The sequence below is a fragment of the Flectobacillus sp. BAB-3569 genome, assembly GCF_002270355.1.
GTDB lineage: Bacteria > Bacteroidota > Bacteroidia > Cytophagales > Spirosomataceae > Flectobacillus > Flectobacillus roseus.
Window position 1 is genome coordinate 1 of sequence record NZ_NJFZ01000002.1, and the last position, 22,846, is coordinate 22,846.

At 36.7% G+C, this 22,846-nt stretch carries 21 protein-coding genes; 4 read left to right on the forward strand and 17 right to left on the reverse strand.

Going from position 1 to position 22,846, the window contains the following annotated elements; all coding sequences use genetic code 11:
* Positions 1-228 precede the first annotated feature (228 nt).
* On the forward strand, positions 229-540 hold the full coding sequence (locus tag BWI92_RS00415) for a hypothetical protein (RefSeq protein WP_095160152.1): 312 nt from the start codon (positions 229-231) through the stop codon (positions 538-540).
* Positions 541-598: 58 nt separating this feature from the next.
* On the opposite strand, the gene BWI92_RS00420 is transcribed toward BWI92_RS00415, so the two are convergent.
* Entirely contained in the window at positions 599-2,995 is a 2,397-nt protein-coding gene (locus tag BWI92_RS00420) for a TonB-dependent receptor (protein ID WP_095160153.1), read from the reverse strand.
* Between the two features lie 24 nt (positions 2,996-3,019).
* A complete protein-coding gene (locus tag BWI92_RS00425) occupies positions 3,020-4,156 on the reverse strand; it encodes a DUF4249 domain-containing protein (protein WP_095160154.1) in 1,137 nt (378 codons plus the stop codon).
* Between the two features lie 375 nt (positions 4,157-4,531).
* Here BWI92_RS00425 and BWI92_RS00430 point away from each other — a divergent pair, with 375 nt between their 5' ends.
* The gene (locus BWI92_RS00430) at positions 4,532-6,718 is read left to right on the forward strand and encodes a penicillin acylase family protein (protein ID WP_095160155.1); all 2,187 of its coding nucleotides are present in this window, start codon (positions 4,532-4,534) and stop codon (positions 6,716-6,718) included.
* A gap of 257 nt (positions 6,719-6,975) precedes the next feature.
* Here BWI92_RS00430 and BWI92_RS00435 read toward each other — a convergent pair whose 3' ends face one another.
* The 7 genes from BWI92_RS00435 to tilS all read right to left on the reverse strand — a co-directional run bounded on the left by BWI92_RS00435 (position 6,976) and on the right by tilS (position 13,856).
* On the reverse strand, positions 6,976-7,815 hold the full coding sequence (locus BWI92_RS00435; protein WP_095160156.1) for a universal stress protein: 840 nt from the start codon (positions 7,813-7,815) through the stop codon (positions 6,976-6,978).
* A gap of 115 nt (positions 7,816-7,930) precedes the next feature.
* On the reverse strand, positions 7,931-9,331 hold the full coding sequence (locus BWI92_RS00440; RefSeq protein WP_095160157.1) for an MBL fold metallo-hydrolase RNA specificity domain-containing protein: 1,401 nt from the start codon (positions 9,329-9,331) through the stop codon (positions 7,931-7,933).
* A gap of 252 nt (positions 9,332-9,583) precedes the next feature.
* Positions 9,584-10,462, reverse strand: a complete 879-nt coding sequence (locus BWI92_RS00445; protein ID WP_095160158.1) for a TraB/GumN family protein — start codon at positions 10,460-10,462, stop codon at positions 9,584-9,586.
* Positions 10,463-10,520: 58 nt separating this feature from the next.
* On the reverse strand, positions 10,521-10,946 hold the full coding sequence (locus BWI92_RS00450) for a hypothetical protein (RefSeq protein ID WP_095160159.1): 426 nt from the start codon (positions 10,944-10,946) through the stop codon (positions 10,521-10,523).
* Between the two features lie 33 nt (positions 10,947-10,979).
* Positions 10,980-11,561, reverse strand: a complete 582-nt coding sequence (locus tag BWI92_RS00455; protein ID WP_095160160.1) for a hypothetical protein — start codon at positions 11,559-11,561, stop codon at positions 10,980-10,982.
* Between the two features lie 46 nt (positions 11,562-11,607).
* Positions 11,608-12,099, reverse strand: a complete 492-nt coding sequence (locus BWI92_RS00460; protein ID WP_229362619.1) for an RNA polymerase sigma factor — start codon at positions 12,097-12,099, stop codon at positions 11,608-11,610.
* A 428-nt stretch (positions 12,100-12,527) separates the two neighbouring features.
* Positions 12,528-13,856 carry a tRNA lysidine(34) synthetase TilS gene (tilS, locus tag BWI92_RS00470; protein WP_095160163.1) on the reverse strand — a complete coding sequence of 443 codons (1,329 nt, stop codon included), beginning with the start codon at positions 13,854-13,856 and terminating at the stop codon, positions 12,528-12,530.
* Positions 13,857-14,000: 144 nt separating this feature from the next.
* Between tilS and BWI92_RS00475 the strand changes: the two genes are divergently transcribed.
* Positions 14,001-15,599, forward strand: coding sequence for an OstA-like protein (locus tag BWI92_RS00475; protein ID WP_095160164.1), 1,599 nt, complete (start codon positions 14,001-14,003; stop codon positions 15,597-15,599).
* Positions 15,600-15,838: 239 nt separating this feature from the next.
* The gene (locus tag BWI92_RS00480) at positions 15,839-16,495 is read left to right on the forward strand and encodes a T9SS type A sorting domain-containing protein (protein ID WP_095160165.1); all 657 of its coding nucleotides are present in this window, start codon (positions 15,839-15,841) and stop codon (positions 16,493-16,495) included.
* A gap of 87 nt (positions 16,496-16,582) precedes the next feature.
* Here the strand turns inward: BWI92_RS00480 and coaE are convergent, their stop codons facing one another.
* The 8 genes from coaE to nusB all read right to left on the reverse strand — a co-directional run bounded on the left by coaE (position 16,583) and on the right by nusB (position 22,643).
* On the reverse strand, positions 16,583-17,182 hold the full coding sequence (coaE, locus tag BWI92_RS00485) for a dephospho-CoA kinase (RefSeq protein ID WP_095160166.1): 600 nt from the start codon (positions 17,180-17,182) through the stop codon (positions 16,583-16,585).
* Positions 17,183-17,337: 155 nt separating this feature from the next.
* On the reverse strand, positions 17,338-17,784 hold the full coding sequence (locus tag BWI92_RS00490) for a hypothetical protein (protein ID WP_095160167.1): 447 nt from the start codon (positions 17,782-17,784) through the stop codon (positions 17,338-17,340).
* Entirely contained in the window at positions 17,756-19,093 is a 1,338-nt protein-coding gene (locus BWI92_RS00495) for an ATP/GTP-binding protein (protein WP_095160168.1), read from the reverse strand. Before BWI92_RS00495 ends, BWI92_RS00490 begins: the two co-directional genes overlap by 29 nt.
* 183 nt (positions 19,094-19,276) lie before the next feature.
* Positions 19,277-19,951 (reverse strand): hypothetical protein, encoded by a 675-nt coding sequence (locus BWI92_RS00500; protein WP_095160169.1) that lies wholly within the window; start codon positions 19,949-19,951, stop codon positions 19,277-19,279.
* Positions 19,952-20,033: 82 nt separating this feature from the next.
* Positions 20,034-20,345: a preprotein translocase subunit YajC gene (yajC, locus tag BWI92_RS00505; RefSeq protein ID WP_176464326.1), complete on the reverse strand. Its 312-nt coding sequence runs from the start codon at positions 20,343-20,345 to the stop codon at positions 20,034-20,036.
* Between the two features lie 85 nt (positions 20,346-20,430).
* The gene (locus tag BWI92_RS00510; protein WP_205749701.1) at positions 20,431-20,871 is read right to left on the reverse strand and encodes a DUF1573 domain-containing protein; all 441 of its coding nucleotides are present in this window, start codon (positions 20,869-20,871) and stop codon (positions 20,431-20,433) included.
* A 72-nt stretch (positions 20,872-20,943) separates the two neighbouring features.
* The gene (locus BWI92_RS00515; protein WP_095160170.1) at positions 20,944-21,243 is read right to left on the reverse strand and encodes a YtxH domain-containing protein; all 300 of its coding nucleotides are present in this window, start codon (positions 21,241-21,243) and stop codon (positions 20,944-20,946) included.
* Positions 21,244-21,485: 242 nt separating this feature from the next.
* Entirely contained in the window at positions 21,486-22,643 is a 1,158-nt protein-coding gene (gene nusB / locus BWI92_RS00520; protein WP_095160171.1) for a transcription antitermination factor NusB, read from the reverse strand.
* Positions 22,644-22,846 lie beyond the last annotated feature (203 nt).

Consider the following 22,846-nt stretch of genomic DNA (forward strand, 5'->3'; position numbering starts at 1 on the left):
GGCAAAGAGGCAAAGAGGCAAAGAGGCAAAGAGGCAAAGAGGCAAAGAGGCAAAGAGGCAAAGAGGCAAAGTTATTTTACAACAACCTAACTATCAATTAATTATCGATATTTTTCTTACTTTTCTGCCTCTCTTTTATTGAAAAAAACACTCATTCACAATTCATCATTCACTCATTCATGATTGAATCATTCACTCATTCACAACTCACTCAACCACTCAATAAACATGGAGAATATCTTAGTCATCAGTCGCCACCCCGAAATATTGGGTGTAGTGGTGCGCTTGATTAATCAACAGCCCGATTGGAATGCCATCGGAACTTGCGTTGATCAGGAAGCGCTACAGATTTTTCAACAAGAAAATATTGCTTTAGTACTTTTAGGAAATGGCATTTTACCAGAAGAAGAGGAAAAACTAAGAGCTGAATTGTTGGCCATTAATCCAGCGGTTTTGATTATCCAGCACTATGGAGGAGGAAGCGGGCTATTGGTTTGCGAAATCCGCCAAGCCCTTGAGCATAGGGTTATTCTTGGATAAACTATTCTAAGAATGAAATTTAAAATTCATCTCTTAGAATAGTTTATTTTACTGATTTTTACATAAAATGAAAATTGTAAGTCAACGAAGGTATTGGTGAACCAAAAATAGTTAACTGATACGCTTTTATCCCAGCTTCGGTGCGTAAATACACTGAATAGGCATTTTTGCGACCATATAAATTATACACCGTAAAAGTCCAACTTCCCTCCCATCGGCGCTTGCGCATACTCGGATTTCGGATTGTCCAAGAAAAATCCAAACGGTGATAATCACTTATACGAGCATTGTTGCGGTCTTGATAAAATGGATAGGTCACGCCATCAAAAACCACAATACCAGTCGGGACTGTAAACGGTCGTCCAGTATTATAGACCATCGTAAAGCCAAATTCATGATGCGCTCCTTGTCCAATAATCAAGCTGGCGTTGAAACTATGCGGTCGGTCAAAGTTATTGGGATACCATTTTCCACCATTGACTTGCTCTTCATATCGGTCGCTTTGCTTGATTTGATTTAAACTTCTTGAATAAGTATATCCTAGCCAACCCGTCAAATCACCTTTCTTTTTACTCAACATTACCTCCAAACCATACGCCATTCCTTTACCTTGCAAGACCTGTGTTTCGAGATTGGGTTTTAAGATAAAATCAGCCCCAGGTTTGTAATCAAGCACATTTTCGTTGCGACGATAATACCCTTCCATCGAAAATTCATAGATATTATCTTTAAAGTTTTTGAAATAACCCAAAGAAAACAAATGACTACTTTGTGGACGAATATAGTCGTTGCTAGTGGCCCAACGCGAGGTTGGCAAAGGCGTTGTTGTGTTGGAAACTACTTGTAAATACTGTCGAATAAAATTATAACCAAACTTCAATGAAGAGGAATTGGTTAGCGAATACTTTGCCGATATACGTGGTTCGAGCCCGCCATAAGAAGCAATGACTTGTCCAGAACCATATTTGGTGGAATCTGTAACGGTAAAATCTGAAAGTGGAACGCCACTTTGATAATGTCGTACAGTTCCTGCTCCCATCGCCCAATATTGGGCATACCTTAAGCCAAAGGATACACTCAACTTAGCGTTTACAGTCATTTCATCTTCTCCGTAAATACCCGCTTCGATACTATTTTCATCAGGAATGGTAATAGGATTTACACTTGTTGACGCATTGGGCACCAAATTCCCTGGACTGATTTTGTACCAAATAGACGAAATTCCTCCCGTCAACTTATGTTTTTCATTCGGATTATAATGTAATTCTGATTTGAGCTGGCGATACAAAATTGCCGACGTAATATCTACGGTATTACTCGAATTTAACTGGGGCAACATCGTCTTGGGCTGATAATTTGTATAAATAGCCGACGTCTGCCAATCGAGTTGACTACTAAACAAATGAAACCATTTCAACGAAGCATTCAAAGATTTGTAATCATACTGAGTCGATGTTGCGCTGATATTATTGACAGTTCCTAATAAATCTGTCTGGAAAAAATCTTTACTAAAATATCCTGAAAAGGTAAAAGTATTTTTCTGATTAGGTTGAAAGAAAAACTTCGTGGCAATATCATAAAAGTTTGCTCGAATATTCTTAAGCCGCTCAGAACCCAACTGAAACAAAAAGTCATTAAATGAACCTCTGGTGGACACCAACATACTCAATTTGTTTTTAATTAAGGGGGTTTCGATACTCAAACGATTGGAAACTAGGCTAATTCCTCCACTCAACTTGGTTTGAGTCAGACTAGGATTTTGTAGTGTCACATCCAATACCGAGGCTGTTCTACCGCCAAATCTGGCAGGAATGCCGCCTTTGTACAATTCTACACCACTAACTGCATCAGGTGTAAAAACAGAAAATAATCCAAATAAGTGCGTAGGGTTAAAGATGGGTGTGTCGTCCAACAAAATCAAGGTTTGATCGGTAGTACCTCCTCTGATATTTACCCCATTGGCGGCTTCTCCGACAGACGTCACGCCTGGCAACATTTGAATACCTCTGAGTACATCCACCTCTCCCATAATCGCAGGGATTTTTTTAATGGTTTTCATACTCATGGGCGTTACCCCCAAGAGAGTTCTATCTACATTTTTGGTAGCACCTTGTGTTGATACCACTACTTCATCTAACTCTTTAGCAATGTTTAGTAGACTGACATTAAGCAAAACTGTAGTTTTTTTAAAAGATATCCTTCTTCGAAAAGTCCTATATCCTATCATGCTGATAGTTACTGTATATTCGCCATACGGAACTAAAGAAGCAAAACTTCCATCTGCTTGGGTATATACGCCCTGATTATCGATTTTGACAGCAACACCCTCTATTGGCTTTCTATCCAACGAATCTATGACGGTGCCTGTAAAGGATGAGTATTGCTTTTTATTTCCGTTTTGCGAATAACCGCCAAGCGACAAAAGCATAAATATGATGAGTAAAAAGTGTTTCATGATTATTTTGGTAGGGTTCAACAATTATTGTTGCCAACCTTTAGGTTGAATTGGCGTTCGATTTGCACTTGGGACACAGCCCGCAGATGGCGGTCTTGTAGGAGGATTAGAAGGCTCCTCCACAATAGAATGCCCCAAAATCAAGGCCATTGGCCCTACAGCATCGCTTCGGTCAATCCAAAAACTATATTTTTGAACATTGGCTACCCCAAAATACCCTACTACTTTTTCATCGGGATTCGACACGTTCTGAATATTTCCAACAATAGCAGAAGGAGGTGTATCGGCTAAGCCTCCTGTACCTTGAGTAAGCTGACGAACCAATTGGTAAAACTTATATACCTCTAGCGAAACACTAATTTGTTCAAGATTGACCAAGCAACCGTAATCATTGTAAAAAGGAATTTGGGCAACCAATTTCTCTTTTATCAATTTCCCCTGAGAGGCTCTATCGTCCTGAATCATGACTTTCGAATTATGTAAAATAGCATAACAGGCAGACTCGCATGGATAATCATAATACGCCTTATTTAATCCACGAGGTGCGGTAACGCACGATTGCGTTTTGTAATCCAATACCGAATTATTACAAGTTTTACAAAATGCCAGTTTTTCGTAGTGTGTATATCTCCATAAATAGAAATTATTTGCGGTTGGGTCGTCCTGAAAATCTACGTATAATTCTGTAGCGGAGGTATAAGTTTTGCCATCGTTTGACAATACACTTTGTAAATTAAATTGCTTTTTGACATTCAAAATCGGTGGGGTAGTATTGATTTTCTCTGGTGTTGACTGGTATTTATCACCCGTTTTTAACTCAAAAGCCAGCCGATAGGCATAATTAGGATTTAGTTTGAAGTCAGGGAAAGGAATTAGTCTGCCCGAAGCTAAGATTTTCAATGGAATTTCCTGCTTAGTTTCTTCCACAATTATAGAAGCTTTTACGACATCAGCATCTAAAATTTGAGCAAACTCATTGGAATAATTAGAATAGTAAATCTGAATGGTATCGGGAGCGGCTTGATTATCATTCAAAAAGCCTTCCACAACCAAATGTTTTCCGTCTTTTTCAAAATCAAACTCATAAGGGTCTACGCAGGAACATAGCCCCACGGCAATAAGGACGACCCAAAGGTATCGTCGTAAGTAGATTTTTTTCATAGAATGATAGTTTCTGAAGGTATTAAATTGGCAATTGGGGGTTCTTGGGAAGTCCTTTACACCAAAAAAATTTTATTTTGCACCAAAGTGCAATCAATTGGATAGTTGGATACAAATGTACCCGAAAGGCTTATTTTATTTTTATTTTTTATTAAAAAATCACAAAATTACTTTTCCAAGAAATGCTAAACCAAGTTTTTCGACAAGGCCTCATTTGTGAGTCTTAAATAATTTCTATTTTTACTCAGAAAAAAATAAGTGTTAATGGTGTATCACTATATCATGTAAAACGCAAAGCATTGCGTCTCTACAGGCAGAAATAATTTTACTTTTGTTAAAATCACTCAATTATCAACAGCACTCATCAACAATCCTATGAAAAAAATCACTTTACTACTTTTTTACCTTTTACCATTTGCACTTTTTGCTCAAAAATTCAACAAGGTCGAAATTGCTCGATGGGAAAAGCAAGCACAGCAAGTGCAAATTATCCGTGACAATTGGGGGATTCCACATATTTATGGCAAAACCGATGCAGATGCGGTTTTTGGTTTGCTCTATGCGCAATGCGAGGACGATTTCAACCGAGTAGAAATGAATTATATCGAAAAGCTAGGACGCCTCTCTGAAATAAAAGGAGAAAGTCAGCTTTATGAAGATTTACTCATCCGCATGGTTATTGACTCTTCGGAAGCAATGGCTGATTATCAGAAAGCTCCTATTTGGCTCAAAACGCTACTTAATGCGCATGCCGATGCAATCAATTATTATCTTTATAAACACCCAGAAGTAAAACCTGCTTTGCTGACTCGCTTCCAACCGTGGTATTCGTTGCTATGGACAGATGGCAGTATTGGGGCCATTAATACCGCTGATGTTACAACCAACGACCTCAAAAGTTTATATGAAGGAAAAGACGCCTTAGGGTATTTTTACAAAAAACCTGAAGAAGAAGAAATCCTGACAGGCTCGAATGGCTTTGCTTTTTCACCCAAAATCACTGAATCAGGTAAGGCTATATTGTATATCAATCCGCACGTAACCTTTTATTTCAGACCCGAAGTACATGTAATTAGCGAGCAAGGACTCAATGCCTACGGTGCAGTTACGTGGGGACAGCTATTTGTTTATCAAGGCTTTAATGAAAAATGTGGCTGGATGCATACCTCTAGTTATACCGATATTGCGGATACATATCTTGAAAAAATTCAAAAGAAGGGTAACAACTGGGTATATTTATATGAAGGCAAAGAGCGACCTATTAAAATCAAAAAAGTTAAAATTGGCATACTGAAAAATGGCAAAATTGAAAATAAAAACTTTGATGTCATGTACACACATCACGGTCCTGTGATGGCAAAACGCAACGGTCAATGGATTAGTGTGAAAGCCAATAACCGCTCGATGACTGGCTTGATTCAAAGTTGGCAACGCACCAAAGCAAAAAGCTTTGCTGAGTATAAAAAAACAATGGATTTATTGGCAAATACCTCCAATAACACCGTTTATGCCGATGCAGAAGGAAATATTGCTTACTGGCATGGAAACTATTTGCCAATTCGTGACAACAAATACGACTGGTCGAAACCAGTAGATGGCTCTATTGCAGCTACCGAGTGGAAAGGTTTGCACCCAGTAAAAGAGTCATTGCATGTGTATAACCCTACCAATGGCTGGCTTCAAAACTGCAATGCCACACCTTATACGGTAGCAGGAAGTAATAGTCCGAAACGTGCCGATTATCCAAAATACATGGCCCCTGATGGAGAAAACTTTAGAGGAATTAATGCGGTAAGAGTTTTGAGTAGCATTCCAAAGTACAATTTAGATAAGGTTATTGAAGCAGGTTATGATTCCTATTTGGCAGCCTTCGAAGTGCTAGTTCCTGCTTTGATAAAAGCGTATGAAAAAGAAGGTCAAAATTCAAAATATGCCTCTATTGCCGACCCTATTGAACAATTAAAACTTTGGGATTTTCGTACTAGCAAAAGCTCTATTCCTACGGCATTAGCCATCGAATGGGCCACAAGACTACAATCTGCCATCGCTAAAGTACAAGTAAAAGATGAACTAAAAGCAGACCAAGTTGGTCGTACAGAACAGTATGTAGCCACAGCATCTGCTCAAGAACTCCTAGACCCTATGCTCGAGACTATCCAAGATTTACGTAGCCGTTTTGGTACTTGGCAAGTTGCATGGGGCGAAATCAACCGATTCCAGCGTATTTCGAGCGATATTGAACAAAAGTATGACGATAGCAAAGCAAGTATTCCAGTACCATTTGCCTCTTCGGCTTGGGGAATGCTGCCTTCTTACACAGGAAGATATTATGGTACTAAAAAACGCTACGGCGTAAATGGCAATAGCTTTATTTGTGCCGTAGAATTTGGAGAAAAAGTAAAAGCTAAATCGTTATTAGCAGGAGGTCAAAGTGGTAATCCAAACTCTATCCACTTCTTCGACCAAGCCGAAATGTATACCAACGGACAATTTAAAGAGGTACTTTACTACAAAGAAGACGTCATGAAGTTTGCAGAAAGAATCTATAATCCAGGGAAATAATTGTGAGTGCTGAGTTGGGAGTTTTGAGTGCTGAGTTGTCCTAAAATATCAATTTCTGATATTGGATTTCGAAGGTATATTTTTGGTATTGCACTGAGAACTCAGACTCAGCTTACACTTATTCACAATTCTTCATTCACAACTCACAATTAAATAAAAAAAGCATCAACAAAATTTGTCGATGCTTTTTGAAATCCCTAATACTTATCTCTCTCTATGAAACCGCAATTGGATAGTAAATTTTACACTCCTATTGCTTAAATATGTGTAATAAACACAGGTACTTTCAGATTTTGTAAAAGCTCCTCTGAAGTACTTTTATGTAAAATTCTTGATAATACATTTCTTCCATACGACCCCATGACTACAATAGACGTACGGTGCGTATTGATATAATTTGCCAGCATTTCGCCTGGATTACCGTGTGGCAATACTTCAAAATGAACAGTACTTACCTGTTTTTTCAGAAAATTCATAAATGCCTCCTCACGAGGAATCGTCATGGAGTCTTCTTTTTCAGCCACCGAAACCACCGTAAATTCTTTGTAACGTTTGGCAGGAAATAAATACAAAAATTGTTTAATTGCAAAAACTGAAGACGCAGAACCATCATAAGTTAGCGTAATATGATGAATTGGGTCAGGGTCTTCTGGGACTATAATGACAGGGCATTCGGCATCTTTCAACAACTCTTTTACAAACTGATTATTAGCTTTTTGCTTTTCTTCGGTAAACGATACCTCCCCTCCTACAATAATCACATCAGCAAAACGACTTTCACGCACCAAATCATAATCAGGTATTCCCATATCTTTAACGACCTCATAATGGGGATAAAACTCTTTGCAATACCACTCAAACTGCTGAATGCTTTTATTGAGTTCTACCTCCTCTTCCTCTGCCAATTTCAACAAGGGACTTGCATCAAAATAGGGTTGACCTTCCAACACGGTAGCCGAAGCACCATAACGGTAGTACAAATCGTGTAGAAATACGCCCGTAATAACCGAGCCACTATCTTTGGCCAACTGAATGGCATAATTTACTGCTCCTTTCGAGAAATGAAGACCATCAAACGCTACGATAACTTTTTTCATGACCAATGCTGTTTAGGTTGAGTTTCTATATCAAAACTACACAGCATTGACTTGTAACTAAATGACGCTAATCACCTCATTGTGAGATAGAAATTAGTCGTATTTCTGAGAAAAATCAGACATGAAAAGATTGGTGCGGGGCAGGGATATAGACCTCCACAAATCCTTTTTTGATAAGTCTACTTTTAAAATGCTCCTGTACCTCGGGCTCGCCATGCACGACAAAAAACTGCTTGACCAACTGTGGATCTTGGCAAGACAAAAACTGTGACAAATCTTCATAATCCGCATGTGCCGAAAGACTTTTTATCTCAGCTATTTCGGCTTTTACCTGATATTCTTCTCCAAAAATAGTGACATTCGAAGGACGTAATTTGAGTCGTCCCCCCAATGAATTGGGTTCACAATAACCTGCTAATAAAATGGTATTTCTGGAATTTTGAATAGAATTAGCAATATGGTGTTTTACGCGCCCTGCCTCTGCCATGCCTGATGCCGAAATGATAATACAAGGCTCTTTTTTCTGGTTTAAATCTTGTGAAGATTCTTTATCAGTAATATATCTTAAAGTCGAAAAGTCAAATGGATTTTCATCATGCTCCATATATTTCAACAATTTTTTGTTAAAACATTCTGGATGATTGTAGGTAATTCGTGTCGCTTCTGTCGAAAGGGGACTATCCACATATACATTCAAAGAAGGAATCCTACCGCTTTCAATCAAACGGTTTAAGATATACACTAGCTCCTGTGTACGTCCAACACTAAAGGCTGGAATAATCAATTTGCCTTCTCGTTCAAAACAAGTTCTCAAAATAACCTTAATAAATTCTTCTTCCGAAACTTGTGCATCGTCATGCAAAGAATCCCCATAAGTAGACTCACAAATAATAATGTCTGCCTGTGGAAAAGGAGCTGGTGATTTCAAAATAGAATCGTTGTATCGACCCACATCACCTGTAAATGTTAAATGCTTAATTTCCTCATCTTCCTTAATTTTAAGGTTTACAACGGCTGCCCCAAGAATATGTCCTGCTTCGGTAAATTTGAGCTGAATATCCTCATCGATTTGGTGCCACTCATCTAGCTCTTTGGGCGCAAATCGTATCAAACAACGCATAACATCCTGCGTTTCATAAAGGGGTTTTAAAGCTGATTTGTTGGCATCTCGGCGTTTTTTGTTGATAAACTTAGCATCTGTTTCTTGTATATGCGCAGAGTCTAACAAGAGAATTTGAGCTAAATCTTTGGTGGGATAGGTACAATAGACTTTCCCTTTATAGCCTTCATTAACCAATTTAGGAATCAGACCAGAGTGGTCGATATGAGCATGAGAAAGCACCATATAGTCAATTTCGGCAGGGTCAAATCCAAATTCTCTATTGAGCGAATCAGTTTCGTTTCCTCGCCCTTGAAACATGCCACAATCCAATAAAAGTTTCTTGCCGTTTTTTAACGTAATTAAGTACTTGCTTCCTGTAACGGTCTGAGCAGCACCATGAAATGATAGTTTCATAGCTTTAGATAAGTTTGTTTTTGGATGAAAACTTTATATACTAAAGGTAGAACGAAACATCACATATTATTCTTAGCACCGTCAATAAAAAAGATGATATAAATCAAGTAGGGAAGTCGGCTTGGAAGGATGGGATTTGGGGTAGCATTAGGGTGGTGAAGCCAAAATTAAAGCGTTTTAGGAATAATAGAGTCAAATTTAATTTGGCTCTATTATTCCTAAAACGCTTTGGTTGTACAATGTAAATAAAATCTATTTCACAACAGCTTTCACGATATATCCTTCTTTTCTCAATAAATTAATCACTCCATTTTCGCCAGGCAAGTGCCCTGCTCCTACGGCAAAAAAAGTAGATTTTTCATGTATAACTTTTTTGATTCTTGGTACCCAATTTTTGTTTCGGTCATTCAATAAGTTCTTTTCAAACTCCACATCCATCGTTGACGATGAGGTCATATCTTTGAGCAAACCCTCTAGGTTTTGTGATTTATAATCCTTAATCATTTGGCCAAAGGTATTTTTATCGGCATTCCAGTTTTTTACCATTTTGACCAACATCAAATCTGCTTGTTGCTCATATCCCATTTTATCGATGGCAGACATTTGTTCTTCTACCGTCTCTAACCCTAACACTTCTTTTTTCTGAGCTTTTGCCATTTCTACAAAAGTCATTTCGTAACTTTTGATAGGACAGTTAAGCATTTTCATCACGGTCATCGAACTCAAGGCAAAGGGTTTTAATTTTTGTACTTTATCAACATTTATCCCTATCGAATCTTTAAAAAATTGCGCTACCAACTGATAATCGCCCTCTTTCATGAGTGACTTAAGGGTTGTTCCTTCTGGCATAAACATCATTTTTTGCATATCCATCATCATCGAAGGCTCGTCCATGTCTAGCTCCAAATACACTTGGGATGATTTTGTCACACTATGTTCAATGCTCTGGTTCATGACAAAATCCTTTGGGCAAATCGCATGAATAGTCCCAAAAAGATAGGAAGGCTTAGATAGTCCATTTCCAGAAATTTCCCACAGCAAAGAATGCTGTTTTTCTTGTGCATACAAGCGCGGAAGCAACAATGCACTAAAACATAAAACTATCGTAAAACATTTAGCCAAATAAGTCATGTTGAGTTATGAATTTTGAGTGAGGAGTTTTGAGATTTTACTTTCTTTAATCATTATCTTAGTTTTTCTTCACGTTATTCAGAGAGGTATAATAGAAGAAAAAGGCAACAAAAAAACCGATTGGTAACCCGAGCCAAAAACTTTTAATAATCCATCCTAATACGACTCCAAAAAGTAATCCCACCAATAAATAAATCGTTGCCTTTGCTTCAGGATCATATTTGTACTCCATAAAGCAATGCTGGCGTAATGCTTGGTAACTAGTCAAAAACTCGTCTGAAGGTTCAGGGTTTCGAGGAGATATAGCATCAATTGTTTTTTTCAAAAGCCTCAAAGCAGTTTGTTGCTGATCACTGTTTTTCAAGGACTTACTAAGTTTATGAATGATTTTATAAAGCTCAATTACCTTATATTGCTTTTTTTGCTCGGTCGAAAAACTTTCTACTTTTTGTGCTAGTAAATTTTTGAGAATATCTGTTTGCATGATTGATGTTCTATTTGAACCACAAAACTAAAACTATTCATTCAATTCTTGCAAAACTCCTTCCAATCGTGTGAGGTGCTGCCCATAAAGACGATTGATATACCAGCGCATCAACCACCACATTAAGGGAGCCATGCCAACAGCTATCATCGCAGAAGTCTTTAGACCATCTTCCAATGGACTAAAAATGAGATATGCTCCTAAAAAATTGGCAAAGGGTATCAACAAAATATTCAGCCATGTATAGGCTTTGATATAAAGCTTAAACTGTTTAATGAGTTGTGTCAAAGATTCCTTTAACGAAACATCAGCCATCGAAATAGACTTTAAACGCAACAAACCCCATAGGTAAAACCCTAAACTTGCTATCATAACAATACCCATCGTTAGCCCTCCTATTCTCCAATGTTCTTCAGCATGAAACAAGGTATAATAGAACCATGCGATGACCACGAAAATAGAAACTACAAGTTCATACCAGATATTTCGGACCAAACGTTCAATGATATTTTGAGAACGTTGTCGGGTTATCAGCAATAAGGCTTCAGCATTCATCGCAGGCTGAGATGCCTCACCCGAATTTTGCCAAATATGTTTTAAATCATCTAGTTCCATATTGGATATTGTAATTTGAAATGGAGTGATTTAACGGAATAAATTACTATTTCCGACCTATTTCAGTTCTTAGTTTCTCTCTGATTCTCGTCATCTTCACCCTGACATTATTGGTTGTAATACCCATAATTTCGGCAATTTCTTCATTTTCTTTTTCCTCAAAATACAACATCAATAGCGCCTTTTCTACAGAAGAAAGATATTCCATGGCTTTATATAATAATTGTAATTTTTCCTCTTGACTTGAATCAGGTATCCAATCAGGAATGTCGTGATTAAGCTCGTCAAGTGATTGTGCAACAGGCTTTCGTTTTATTTTTCGTAAATCAGAAATGGCAACATTCAAAGCGATTTGATACACCCAAGTCGACACTTTTGATTCATGTCTAAACTTGGGGAATGCCTTCCATAGCTGTATCACTATTTCTTGAAAAAGGTCTTTTCGATCGTCAAAGTCACGGCAATACATCCCACAAATTTTGTGGATAATAGCTTGATGAGCCTGTAATGCTTTAACAAATTGCTTTTCGATAGACACGTATGAGTTCTGAGTTTTGAGTTGAGAGTGATGAGTTGTCCTTTGTCCTTGCCTAAAATAGGTTGCCATCAAACTCATTTTAAGGAATCTATGACATTAGTCGTTACAACTACAATAGAATTACAGGAGTGGTCTATTTTTTTGTAAAATGGACAAAAAAATACCCCGAAAGACTCAAATTCCTTCGGGGCATATCTCTATTTAGAACACGTTTAAATCCTATAAGATCCTATAAATAAACATTTTACATCTTTAGTATTTATTTTATGAAATCCTACTGTTTGAGCCGAAGGCGAGTTTAGGATTTCTTGCCTTTCTTTTGTTACTTTTCTTGTGGCAAGACAAGAAAAGTAAGGTGTGGCGAAGGGAAATTTTGTTTTTTCAACAAATGCCAAATAAAATTTCAAACATCTTCGTATTTTTAAACCCTAACTAAAACACTCAATCAACAAAATACGAGTAGTTTTATCCGTTACCTTAAAACGGTCATCTACACGCTGGTTGACAACCCACATCGTTGAGCCATTGGAGGTAAGCAAATAGGTTTCTTTTTTCAGATTCAAAGGTACTTTCTGGTCTGTCAAGAAGTCGCTGATGAGCTTTTTCTTATTCATCCCAAGTGGACAAAACCAATCTCCTTCTTTGTATTTACGCAGTTGCAAAGGAAAACGAACTTTGTCAGCATCCAAGCAAGCGTACTTTTTGGCTGTCGGTACTTTATAATCTTCTGGGCGGTCAAAAACCTCAAAATCTAATTGGAAACTATCTGTTCTAACCTTCGTGTCATTTGCTTCAATGACGCGACTTTCGAAGCTAGTCAAGTTTTTGAGCGTAATAACTAATTCGGTTCTATCCTTCACCAACTCATGCGTAGGCGATAAGAAAGTCCGACCAGGTTCTTTGTCAAAGCTTGCAAAAATCTCCTGACACTGTTGGTAAGTAAAGTTGAAAGGCTTCAGCAACTCCGTTAGTTTCACGATCGGTTGAGAAAGTGTTTGAATAGCTTTATAATTCACAAAAAACACCTTACCATCACTCCAAACAATTTGCTTACGAAGCATTTCGATTTCTTGGTAAAAAATCTCCTCTACCGCAGCAATACGCTCAACAGTTTGTTGAATCGTTTGCTCCAGATTTGGATTGATTTGCTTCAACAAAGGAACCACTTCATTACGAATCAAATTACGTTGGTATTTGTTAGACTCATTGGAAGAATCTTCACGCCAAATAATTTGATTTTCAACTACATAGTCAAATATCTGCTCTTTTTCGGCAAACCAAATTGGGCGAATGATTACACCATTTTTAATTTGAATCCCGTGCATTCCTGCAATGCCTGTGCCTTTCGTCAGGTTCAAAAGTACCGTTTCAAGTACATCATTCTGATGGTGCGCTGTTGCGATATAGTCAAATTGGTGCTGCGTACGCAATTTTTCAAACCACTGATATCTCAAAACTCTTGCCGCCATTTGGATTGAAACCTTCTCATTTTCAGCAAATTCGGCTGTTTGAAAAGTGGTTACAAAGAATGGCACCTTGTATTTTATAGAAAGCTTTTTTACAAAAGTCTCATCTTCGTTTGATTCTTCACCACGAAGTCCAAAATTACAGTGCGCAATCGCAAAGTCTATTTTGGCTTTGCTAAATAAATCACACATTACTACTGAGTCCATTCCACCACTTACAGCCAAGAGGACTTTGTCGGAAGAATTAATCAGATTTTTGTTGTTAATAAACGTTAAAAACTCGTCAAGCATGGTTTTATTGGCTAATTTTGTAGCTCTAATATTATGCGACAAAGTTACTCTAAAATACAGCAAATCGGGTCATTTATTCGCTCGATTCATTCATTTGAGACAAAGAAATCTTTTTTTGCCTCAAAACCGTATATCCTTTTGTTCATGATTTTCAGCCTCTTGGGCTTTCAATCAAACTCTTTTGGACAAAGTCAGGTCGAAATCATTAAAGCTGATAGCTTGGTGGGTCAAAATACGCCTTTCATGCAAATTCGGAAGCTTTTGGGCAACGTGGCACTACGTCAAGGCACTACTTTGGTGTATTGTACCCAAGCTATTTTGAACGAAACTACCAACGTTTTGGAGGCTTATGGCAAGGTAAAAATCATTCAGGCTGATACCGTGACTATTACTGGTGATACGGCCTATTACTTTGGTAACGACAGATTGGCGAAAATGAATGGGCGTGTCAAACTAGACGATGGGACGATTATTCTGACTACCAAACAGATGGACTACAACCTCAATTCACACGTGGCGTATTACAATACCAACGGGAAAATTGTGGATAAAAAAAGTACTTTGACTAGTCGTGAGGGTTATTATAACACAGTAACGAAGCTTTTTGATTTTAAGCATAATGTAAAAGTTGTAGACAAAGATGGCTCACTTACCGCCGACTCCTTGCGCTACAGTACTTTATCAAAAGAAGCATTCTTTATTGCCCCAACCACGGTTGTCAACAAAAAAGATACAACCTACGCCAATCCTGGAAGTCAATATAATACCATTACCAAAATCGCTAATCTCAAAGGACGCTCAACCGTCAAAACGGACGACTATGTCATGACAGCCGACACGATGATTTATGACCCTCCTACCGAAATTGGGATTGCCAATGGTAATATCGTTTTTGTTTCGAAAAAAGATAAGGCCATTCTTACAGGAGAACATGGACGTTACGCCAAGAAAACAGGTGTAACGAGAGTCTTTGGAAGAGCTTTACTGAAAAATGTATTTGAAAATGATACGCTTTTTCTAACTGCCGATACGCTAGTTTCATTGGATAACAAAGAAACTAAGACTCGCAAGCTTTATGCCTACAAGAAGGTTCAAGTGTATAAATCTGACCTCTCGGCAAAATGCGACTCACTAAGTTATAACGTGTCTGATTCGACGATTTATTTTTATCAAAAACCTATTCTGTGGAATAATAAAAATCAATCTGAGGCCGATTCTATCAATATTTTGTTGAAAAACAACAAAGTACACGTGATGAATATGAAAGGTAAATCTTTTGTAGTCTCGGTAGATACCCTCAATAATTTCAACCAAGTGAAAGGTCGTAGGATTGTAGCCAATTTCACGAAGGATTCGAAAGTAGAAAAGGTAAGTGTCGATGGAAATGGTGAGAGTATTTATTTTGCCATAGATGATAAGAATAAGCTTACAGGGATGAATCGTGTTCAGTGTAGCAAAATGAATATGTATTTTGGGAAAAGTAAAATTAGCAAAATTGCTTTCTTAGCTAAACCTGACGGCAAGTTCATGCCTCCAAAAGAAATCAAAGAAGACGATAAAGAGCTAGATGGCTTTAGATGGAAAATTGCCGACAAGCCTAGTAAAGAAGGTATTTTGAAAAAAGTAGCCTACATCGCACCTATCGAGACTAAACCTGTGCCAAAAGATTCTGTCTCACAGAAGAAAAACACCGTTAAAACACCTGCAAAGCCGTTAGCTAAAAAAATATTAAAAAATAGTTAGTGATAGTATAATTGAAATATTTTACTATATTTTTGTGTAATAGTGATTATGTAAAATTATTGTGCAAATCATAAAAAAAATTTTACGTTTGGAGCAACCTTTTCATACATTTATCAGTCTATAGTATAAAGTTTGTATGATTATTGCTCGAAAATAGAAAACACCAAGCATCATTAAACTTATCGTTGTAAACTTCCTTATTTTTTGTTTTAAAAATTTATTAATACCAACTAGATGAAATGAAACTTCTACAAAAATACATATTGGGTAGTTTATTAATGCTCACAGCAGTAATGTCGAGCATTGATGCTAACGCCCAAACTGAAAATAAATATAAAAGCCGTTTGGATATTAAGCCTAAGCAAAAAACTAGCACTTCAACATCCACGGTTTCATCTTTAAGAAAATCAACTTTTTCTTATTTTCAACCTTATTCGAATACACTTGACCGTGTTGATCGTGGTATTCATATACAGCGCTCTACTGCCATTAATCAATATTTTTCTAACTCATTAATGTCTCAACAATCAGTTAAGACTGTAGCAAAAAATGAGGTTACGAATAATAACGCTATAGCAGAAACAGTTCGTACAGAGGAAGCAGTAAGCTCAGAAGAACATTTGTTCTCTAACGATAAACTTTGGGTATCTAATATTTTCCCGAATCCAGCAGACGATCATGCAGATATCAATTTCAATATCTCGTCGCAGGTAAGTGAAGCAAAAATTACTTTCTATAATATTTTGGGTAGTGAAGTAAAAGAAGAGATTTTAGAAAAAGATCAACGTAAGTCTAGAATTTCGACAAAAGATTGGCCTAACGGCATTTACTTGTATCAATTGACAGCAGACGGACGCTCATTGGTTACCAAAAAATTACTAGTGAGACACCAATAAAATATTGTAGTGTTAAAAGGTTTAAAAAGGGGCTACCCTATCGGATAGTCTCTTTTTTTGTACTTTTCGAAAAAGAGAACAATCTTATCATTTGAGCAAACTTTGATGAATCTGCAAAATCTGAGGAATCACTGGAGTCTGGTCGTCATTTTGAATAAGCCAATCCGAAAACTTGATTCGTTCGGCATCTGGAAGTTGCCTTTCGATAATCGCTCTTATTTCTTCCTCCGTACGATTATCTCTCAATTTGACACGTTTTACCCTTAAATCAATCGGAGCTATTACACTAATCATTTTATCACAAAGATTACCATCTCCTGCGCCCTTTAGTAAAGCCGCTTCATATAACACATAAGGGACATCCTGATGTTGTATTACCCAATCTTGCGCATCTTTTCGTACAGCAGGATGCACAAGAGCATTGAGCTTTTGAAGCAATGCAGGTTGGCCAAAAACTTGTGAGGCGACCCATGCACGATTATAGCTACCATCAGGTAAATATGCCTCAGAACCCAACAAAGCAATAATTTCCCTTTTCAGCTCTTGATTTTGGATAATAATCCATTTCGCTCTCGAATCGGCTTCGTAAACAGGTACACCCAATAGCGAAAATACCTTGGCTACGGTACTCTTACCTGAGCCAATACCACCTGTAATGCCAACAACAATGGGTATTTTACTTTCCATTTTCTACATATTTTATGACCTACTTGAAGGACGCAATTTCGCAGAAACTTACACTTATCCAAATAAAAATTTTAATACAAGAATACAGTTTGATTCAAACATAGAATCGCCTTTTTTGAGGGTATAATCCTTACCCCTTCATTCCACGTATTCTTTCAAGTATGCTTCTTTTCAGTTATCCAAAATCTATGATCTTTATCTAGAAACACTATATAAAATACATTATCTTCAAAATAACCTATAATGCACTCTTTTCCTTGAATGTGCATCGAACACCAAGAAATATCTTCAGGAATGTGTTTTGGGTGATAAAAATCCGATTTATCAGGGAATGTTCCTTTCGGATATTCCTTAATAATTTGTTGCCGTGTTGCTTCAATTCTGGTTAGGCTACATACACCTTGAAGTTTTCTCACAGCTAGAGCGAGTAAGTTTTCTTCCTCCCACAATTCAAATGTTTGTCCTTGATTACCATCCAAATCCTTAAAACTAATAACAATCAATTTTTCTCTTTGGGCTGGACGTAATTCAATGCTTTTAACTTCTCTTTTATAAGAAGCAGCACCCCTTTCTTTAAACTTGCTCTGCTTCCCTTTTCCCATAAAGTAAATCATTTAATTTTTCATCCATATCGAAATATGGTATTGCTCCATATTTACCTTCAAGATAGTTTTTGTCAAACGCTGATTTGTTTCTGACTTTGTCAGTTTTAAAGTCCGCCAGAGAAAATAACATAGAAGCTCCAAATTGGTTTTTTTCTGTAAACCATATTTGATCTCTTCTAAATGTTTCTTTGTTGAGTAATGAAATATCATGAACAGCACAAATTAGCTGAGCTTTACTTTTGTGAAACTTATGAAAGTAATCTATGAGCCGTAAGGTTAAACGACTGTGTAATTTTGAATCAAGTTCATCTATAACTAACACTTTGTCATTTTGTAGTGTATCAAACCAAGGTCCGAGTAAGTATAAAAGCTTTTTAGTCCCTTCAGATTCCTGTTGATCAAAGTTGAACGGCACTGTGTCAACCAATATATTATTTTCATCATATTTTCTGTGAAAGGTAACTAGCTGGTCTCTTTTAGGCTGTTTCGACTGTATCTTTTGGATACTTGTGAGCAGATTGATTATTTCTTCATCTTTCTCTTTTTCTCTTAAAGAGTCAAGATTTACTTCATTAACATCCTCTTCAGTCGTTGATAGATTGGCTATTTCTAAGTATTTAACAAAATGTAAAACCCAGTTAAAGAACTGTTTATCTGACTTTAATTTGTTGATAGTGTATCTTTTGTGTCCTTGATCATGAATTCCATTAACGAAACTAAATTTTTTAAACCAGTCAACAATATTTGTAGAGGTTTCTTTCCCTAAAGTTGCTAAAAGGGAAAGAAATAAAACATTCTCTTTTACATCTTCTTCTTTTCCTAATCCTTCTTTAAAAGCTGATTTGTTAACTTCGATTTTTTGCTGGTCTCGTTTGAATAGATAAACTTCTTTACTAGTTGTATGGAAAAGCCATTCAGCTACAACTTTATCATAGTCTATTTCAAATCCGTATCGATACTTAGTTTCTTTTTGAATGAAAGATATTTCAAAGAAACTAGTGTCCTTTTCTGTTTTGGTATTAAGTGCAAATTTTTCTAATGGAAATTTTCTTTCGCTATTTTCCATTAAAGCATCTCGGAAAGAATTCAAAACAGTTTGCTTCATGAAGCCCATCGCTTCAAGAAGATTACTTTTACCACTTGCATTATTTCCATAAACCACAGCCGATTTTAAGAGATTAAGATTACTTTCTGTCTCAATAATATGTGTATCAGTGTGTTCCTTAAAAGATTTAGCAACAACCATTGAAAGTGTTGTAAAGTCTTTAAATGAAAGGAAATTCTCTAAACTGAATTCTATCAACATATCTGTTATTATTATTATTATTATTTATTTCGGAAAGCAAATATACAATTCAATAATTAAAAAATTTGAAAAAAAAATTCAAATTTTTAATTTTGAATTGTATATTTTAACTATTAATTATTGTTTTTGATAATACTAGACAAAAAATAGCCGATAGAAAACTATCGGCCACTAATTTATGAATTACTTCAATAATTCTGCAACTTCAAAACTCACCGAAACACGTTCTTTATTGGCTTTGAGATAAGAATTTTTAGGAAGTGGAATTCTTATTTCATCGTCATAATTATCTTGAATTCGGCGACCTGGCACTTTGACATTAAGTGTCTCTCCTAGCTCATTTAAGGTACTTTCAGGACCTTCCACTTCAATTGTACTAGGATTAAGATTAATCACACTAGAAACAATGTAGCGTTCCTGTAAAGGAATACTAAGGCTATCGACACGCAACCTGATGATACGTTTTACTTTTTTGTCAAACTCCAATTCAAAGCGGTCGGTAACAACATAATTTACACGAACATCTTTGATATAATCTGAAAGAGAGTCGGCTAATGAACCTGTATTTAAAAACTTAGTTTTTAAGGGCTTATTAATCGAGTAATATACGGGTGCTACATCTAAAGCCAAGGCCTTTCGTAGCAAACTCCATCCGTTACCTGTTACATGAACTGTAATTTTTTCGGGTAATGGCTGAGTCGGGATATACAGAGAATCGTTGTACGTAAAACGAAGCGGAAACGAAATCTTTTGGGAATAACCGTCTTTATTCAACGCATTCATGATCCAAAAAACTGTTGCAGCCAAAATGCTTAGAAAAAACGCACGATAGTCTGTTTTTGAAGTATTTGGTTTCATCGAAAATAAGATTTCAGTCAGAAAAGAGAAATGTAAATCTTCACACCCACTCTATTTCCTTAGATGAATGGCTCTCAACTACTTATTCAGCAGTTAATTGAGAAGAAGCATCTTTAGAAATGGCTGTCTTTAGAAATACAATACGTACACCTTTGCTAGCATCAACTTCAACTACAACTGTTTTTTCACGAACCGAAACGATTGTTCCATGAGCACCACCAATTGTAACTACCTTGTCACCAGCTTTAAGTGAATCTACATAAGCTTGTTGCTCTTTTTGTTTCTTTTGTTGAGGACGAATCATGAAGAAATACATGATAACAAACATCCCAACAATCAAAAACAATGATGACATATTACTACCTGCTACTTGTAAAAGAATTGAATTCAACATAAAATTTTTACCAATTTGAAGATTTAACATTTGAAAATATTCCCAAATATGGGAATTATTGGGATTCTTTTGTGCTTAGAAATTCTTATTTTCTTTTAAACACTTCTACTTTAAAGCTAAATGTATTTTCGGAAGGCACCGTATTAGCATAAGCCGTAATGGTCTTATTTTGCTTGCCTTCTTTATTTTTACTATTAAACTTTACCGTAATAAAGCCTTGTTCACCCGGAGCTACTGGCTGTGTTGAATAAGAAGGTGTAGTACAACCACAAGAAGTACTAACATTACTAATTACCAACGGCATGTTACCAGTATTTTTGAATTTGTAGGTATGAACGACAGAATCGCCTTCGGTAAGTGTGCCAAGATCGACAAATGGTGTATCGATTTGCATCACAGGGAAGCTGTCGGCTGTAGGGCGAAGACCTGCCAATGAATCGGCTAAAGCTTCGCTAGGTGATTTTTGTTTGTTTTGGCAGGCCGCCAATGTTACGATTGCCGCAACAACGATAAGAATCTTTTTCATGATGATAAAGGCAAAAAGAAGAACAGACGATTGGGGTGTGTATTGACCAACCGTCTGTATTTTTGAGTTCTATTAAGCTTTTGCTTTGATTTGATTCATCATATTCTCAACATCTTCAAGTAGTCTCTCAGCTTTTTCACGAGCCTCGTTTACTACTTTTTTCCCTTCTGATTTTGCCATAGTTTCAGGAATTTCTTTTCCTTCGATCAAATCAGTAATAAGGTTTTGTAGTTGATCACGATATTTTTGCAATTGGAACAACAATTTGCTACGAGTATTTTCTCCTTTATCTGGAGCATACAAGATGCCCAACACCGCACCAACAGCAGCACCTGTCATAAATGCCCAAAAGGTCTTTGATGATTTGCTCATGAGTTGTTTTCGTTAATTAGATTTATAACTGAACCAAGTGTTAAGACGTTAGAAAAGCGGTAGACTATGGCAAAATAGGTTTGATGTCAGCTAACACGTTATCATCTAATTTTCAAACATTCATTGTAAACATTGCTGTTTACAATCCATTTCTAACCATAACTAGGCTACTAATCGCCTATTTTTATTATTCAATGAGTTGCGAATATATACATCAACATCCACAACTCATCAATCAAAAATTATTTATTATCAATCAAACCACGACCAGACTTACGAACGATACCGTCCTCGGCAAGTTTTTGAGAAAGTACATCTAACAAACCGTTCACAAATTGTCCCGATTTTGGCGTCGAGTAATTTTTAGCAAGCTCGATATATTCGTTGATAGATACTTTTACTGGAATACTTGAGAAATGAATCATTTCGGCCAAGCCCATTTTCAAGATAATCATGTCGGTCATTGCCAAACGGTCAGCTTCCCAGTTTTTGGTTTGCTCAATGATGATTTTTTCATATTCATCGTCATTGTTGAGCGTTTGGTCAAATAGGTCTGTAAAATAAAATTTATCGTCGTCCCAATTCAAAGCTAATGGCTGTAACACCAATTCAGCGATGTTTTGGATTTTGAAAGTCTTCGTTGTTAAGCTTTTCAAAACATCTTTATTTTCGCCCCAATTTAAGTCTTTTTCTTCAAAATACGCCACCACAGAGTGATGTTTCAAAATGAAAGTCTTAAGAATATGTACAACAATGGCTAAATCTTCTTCAAAATTATGCTTTGATGTACGAAGGTAAGATTGGAATTGTGTATCTGGCAAAACCGCATCCAAGAAAAGTTTACGGATAAAGTTTTGGTCATCTTCTGTCCAACGAAGATCACGTCTGATGATTTCGTTTTCGAAGTTAGGAAGATTACGAAGGGCAAGAATTACTTGGTTTTCGCCAAAACGAGAAGTTTTGTGTTCACTTTCCAAAAGGCGACGTTGTTCGTCCCAAACTGCCACGTCAGCAAGTTCGACCAACAACAAAAGTAATTTCAAGTAATTATCATAGATTTTTTCTACTTCTTCAATCATAGCGTGCTTGATACGCACACGGTCGCGTTTTACCGCATCGCGATAAATGGCCAATGCTTGTCTTCCTGCATTTTTTGAATCAGCAGGAATATCTTCAGCTTTAACCTCACCCTTGAATAATTCTTCGAAATAGAGTTCAGCCAGCTTGCGTAAACCTTCAAGTTTAGGCATCTGTTCTTCTTTCGGAATCATTAAATCAAGATTTGGTAAAAATTGCTCGGCAATATAATCGAAGGCTAATTGATAATTGGCACGTTCCACTGTGCGGAAGGCATAGATAGTTTGGAATGCTTTTGTACGGAGTAAGCGTCGGTTGACCATTGGATATGCAAAGAACGTTTTTGTAAATTTTTAACTGCACCATACCTTGGCGCTGAAAATCAGTGTGCAAAATTAGTATTTTTTTTAGAAACATACATTAGTAAAAAGAAAAAAAGCTTCGATTTTAAAGCGATACTTTTCGATTTCTGAAGCAAGGGCTTGAAATTGTCCATTCTTTTCGCAATTCTTTCTAAATCAACCCA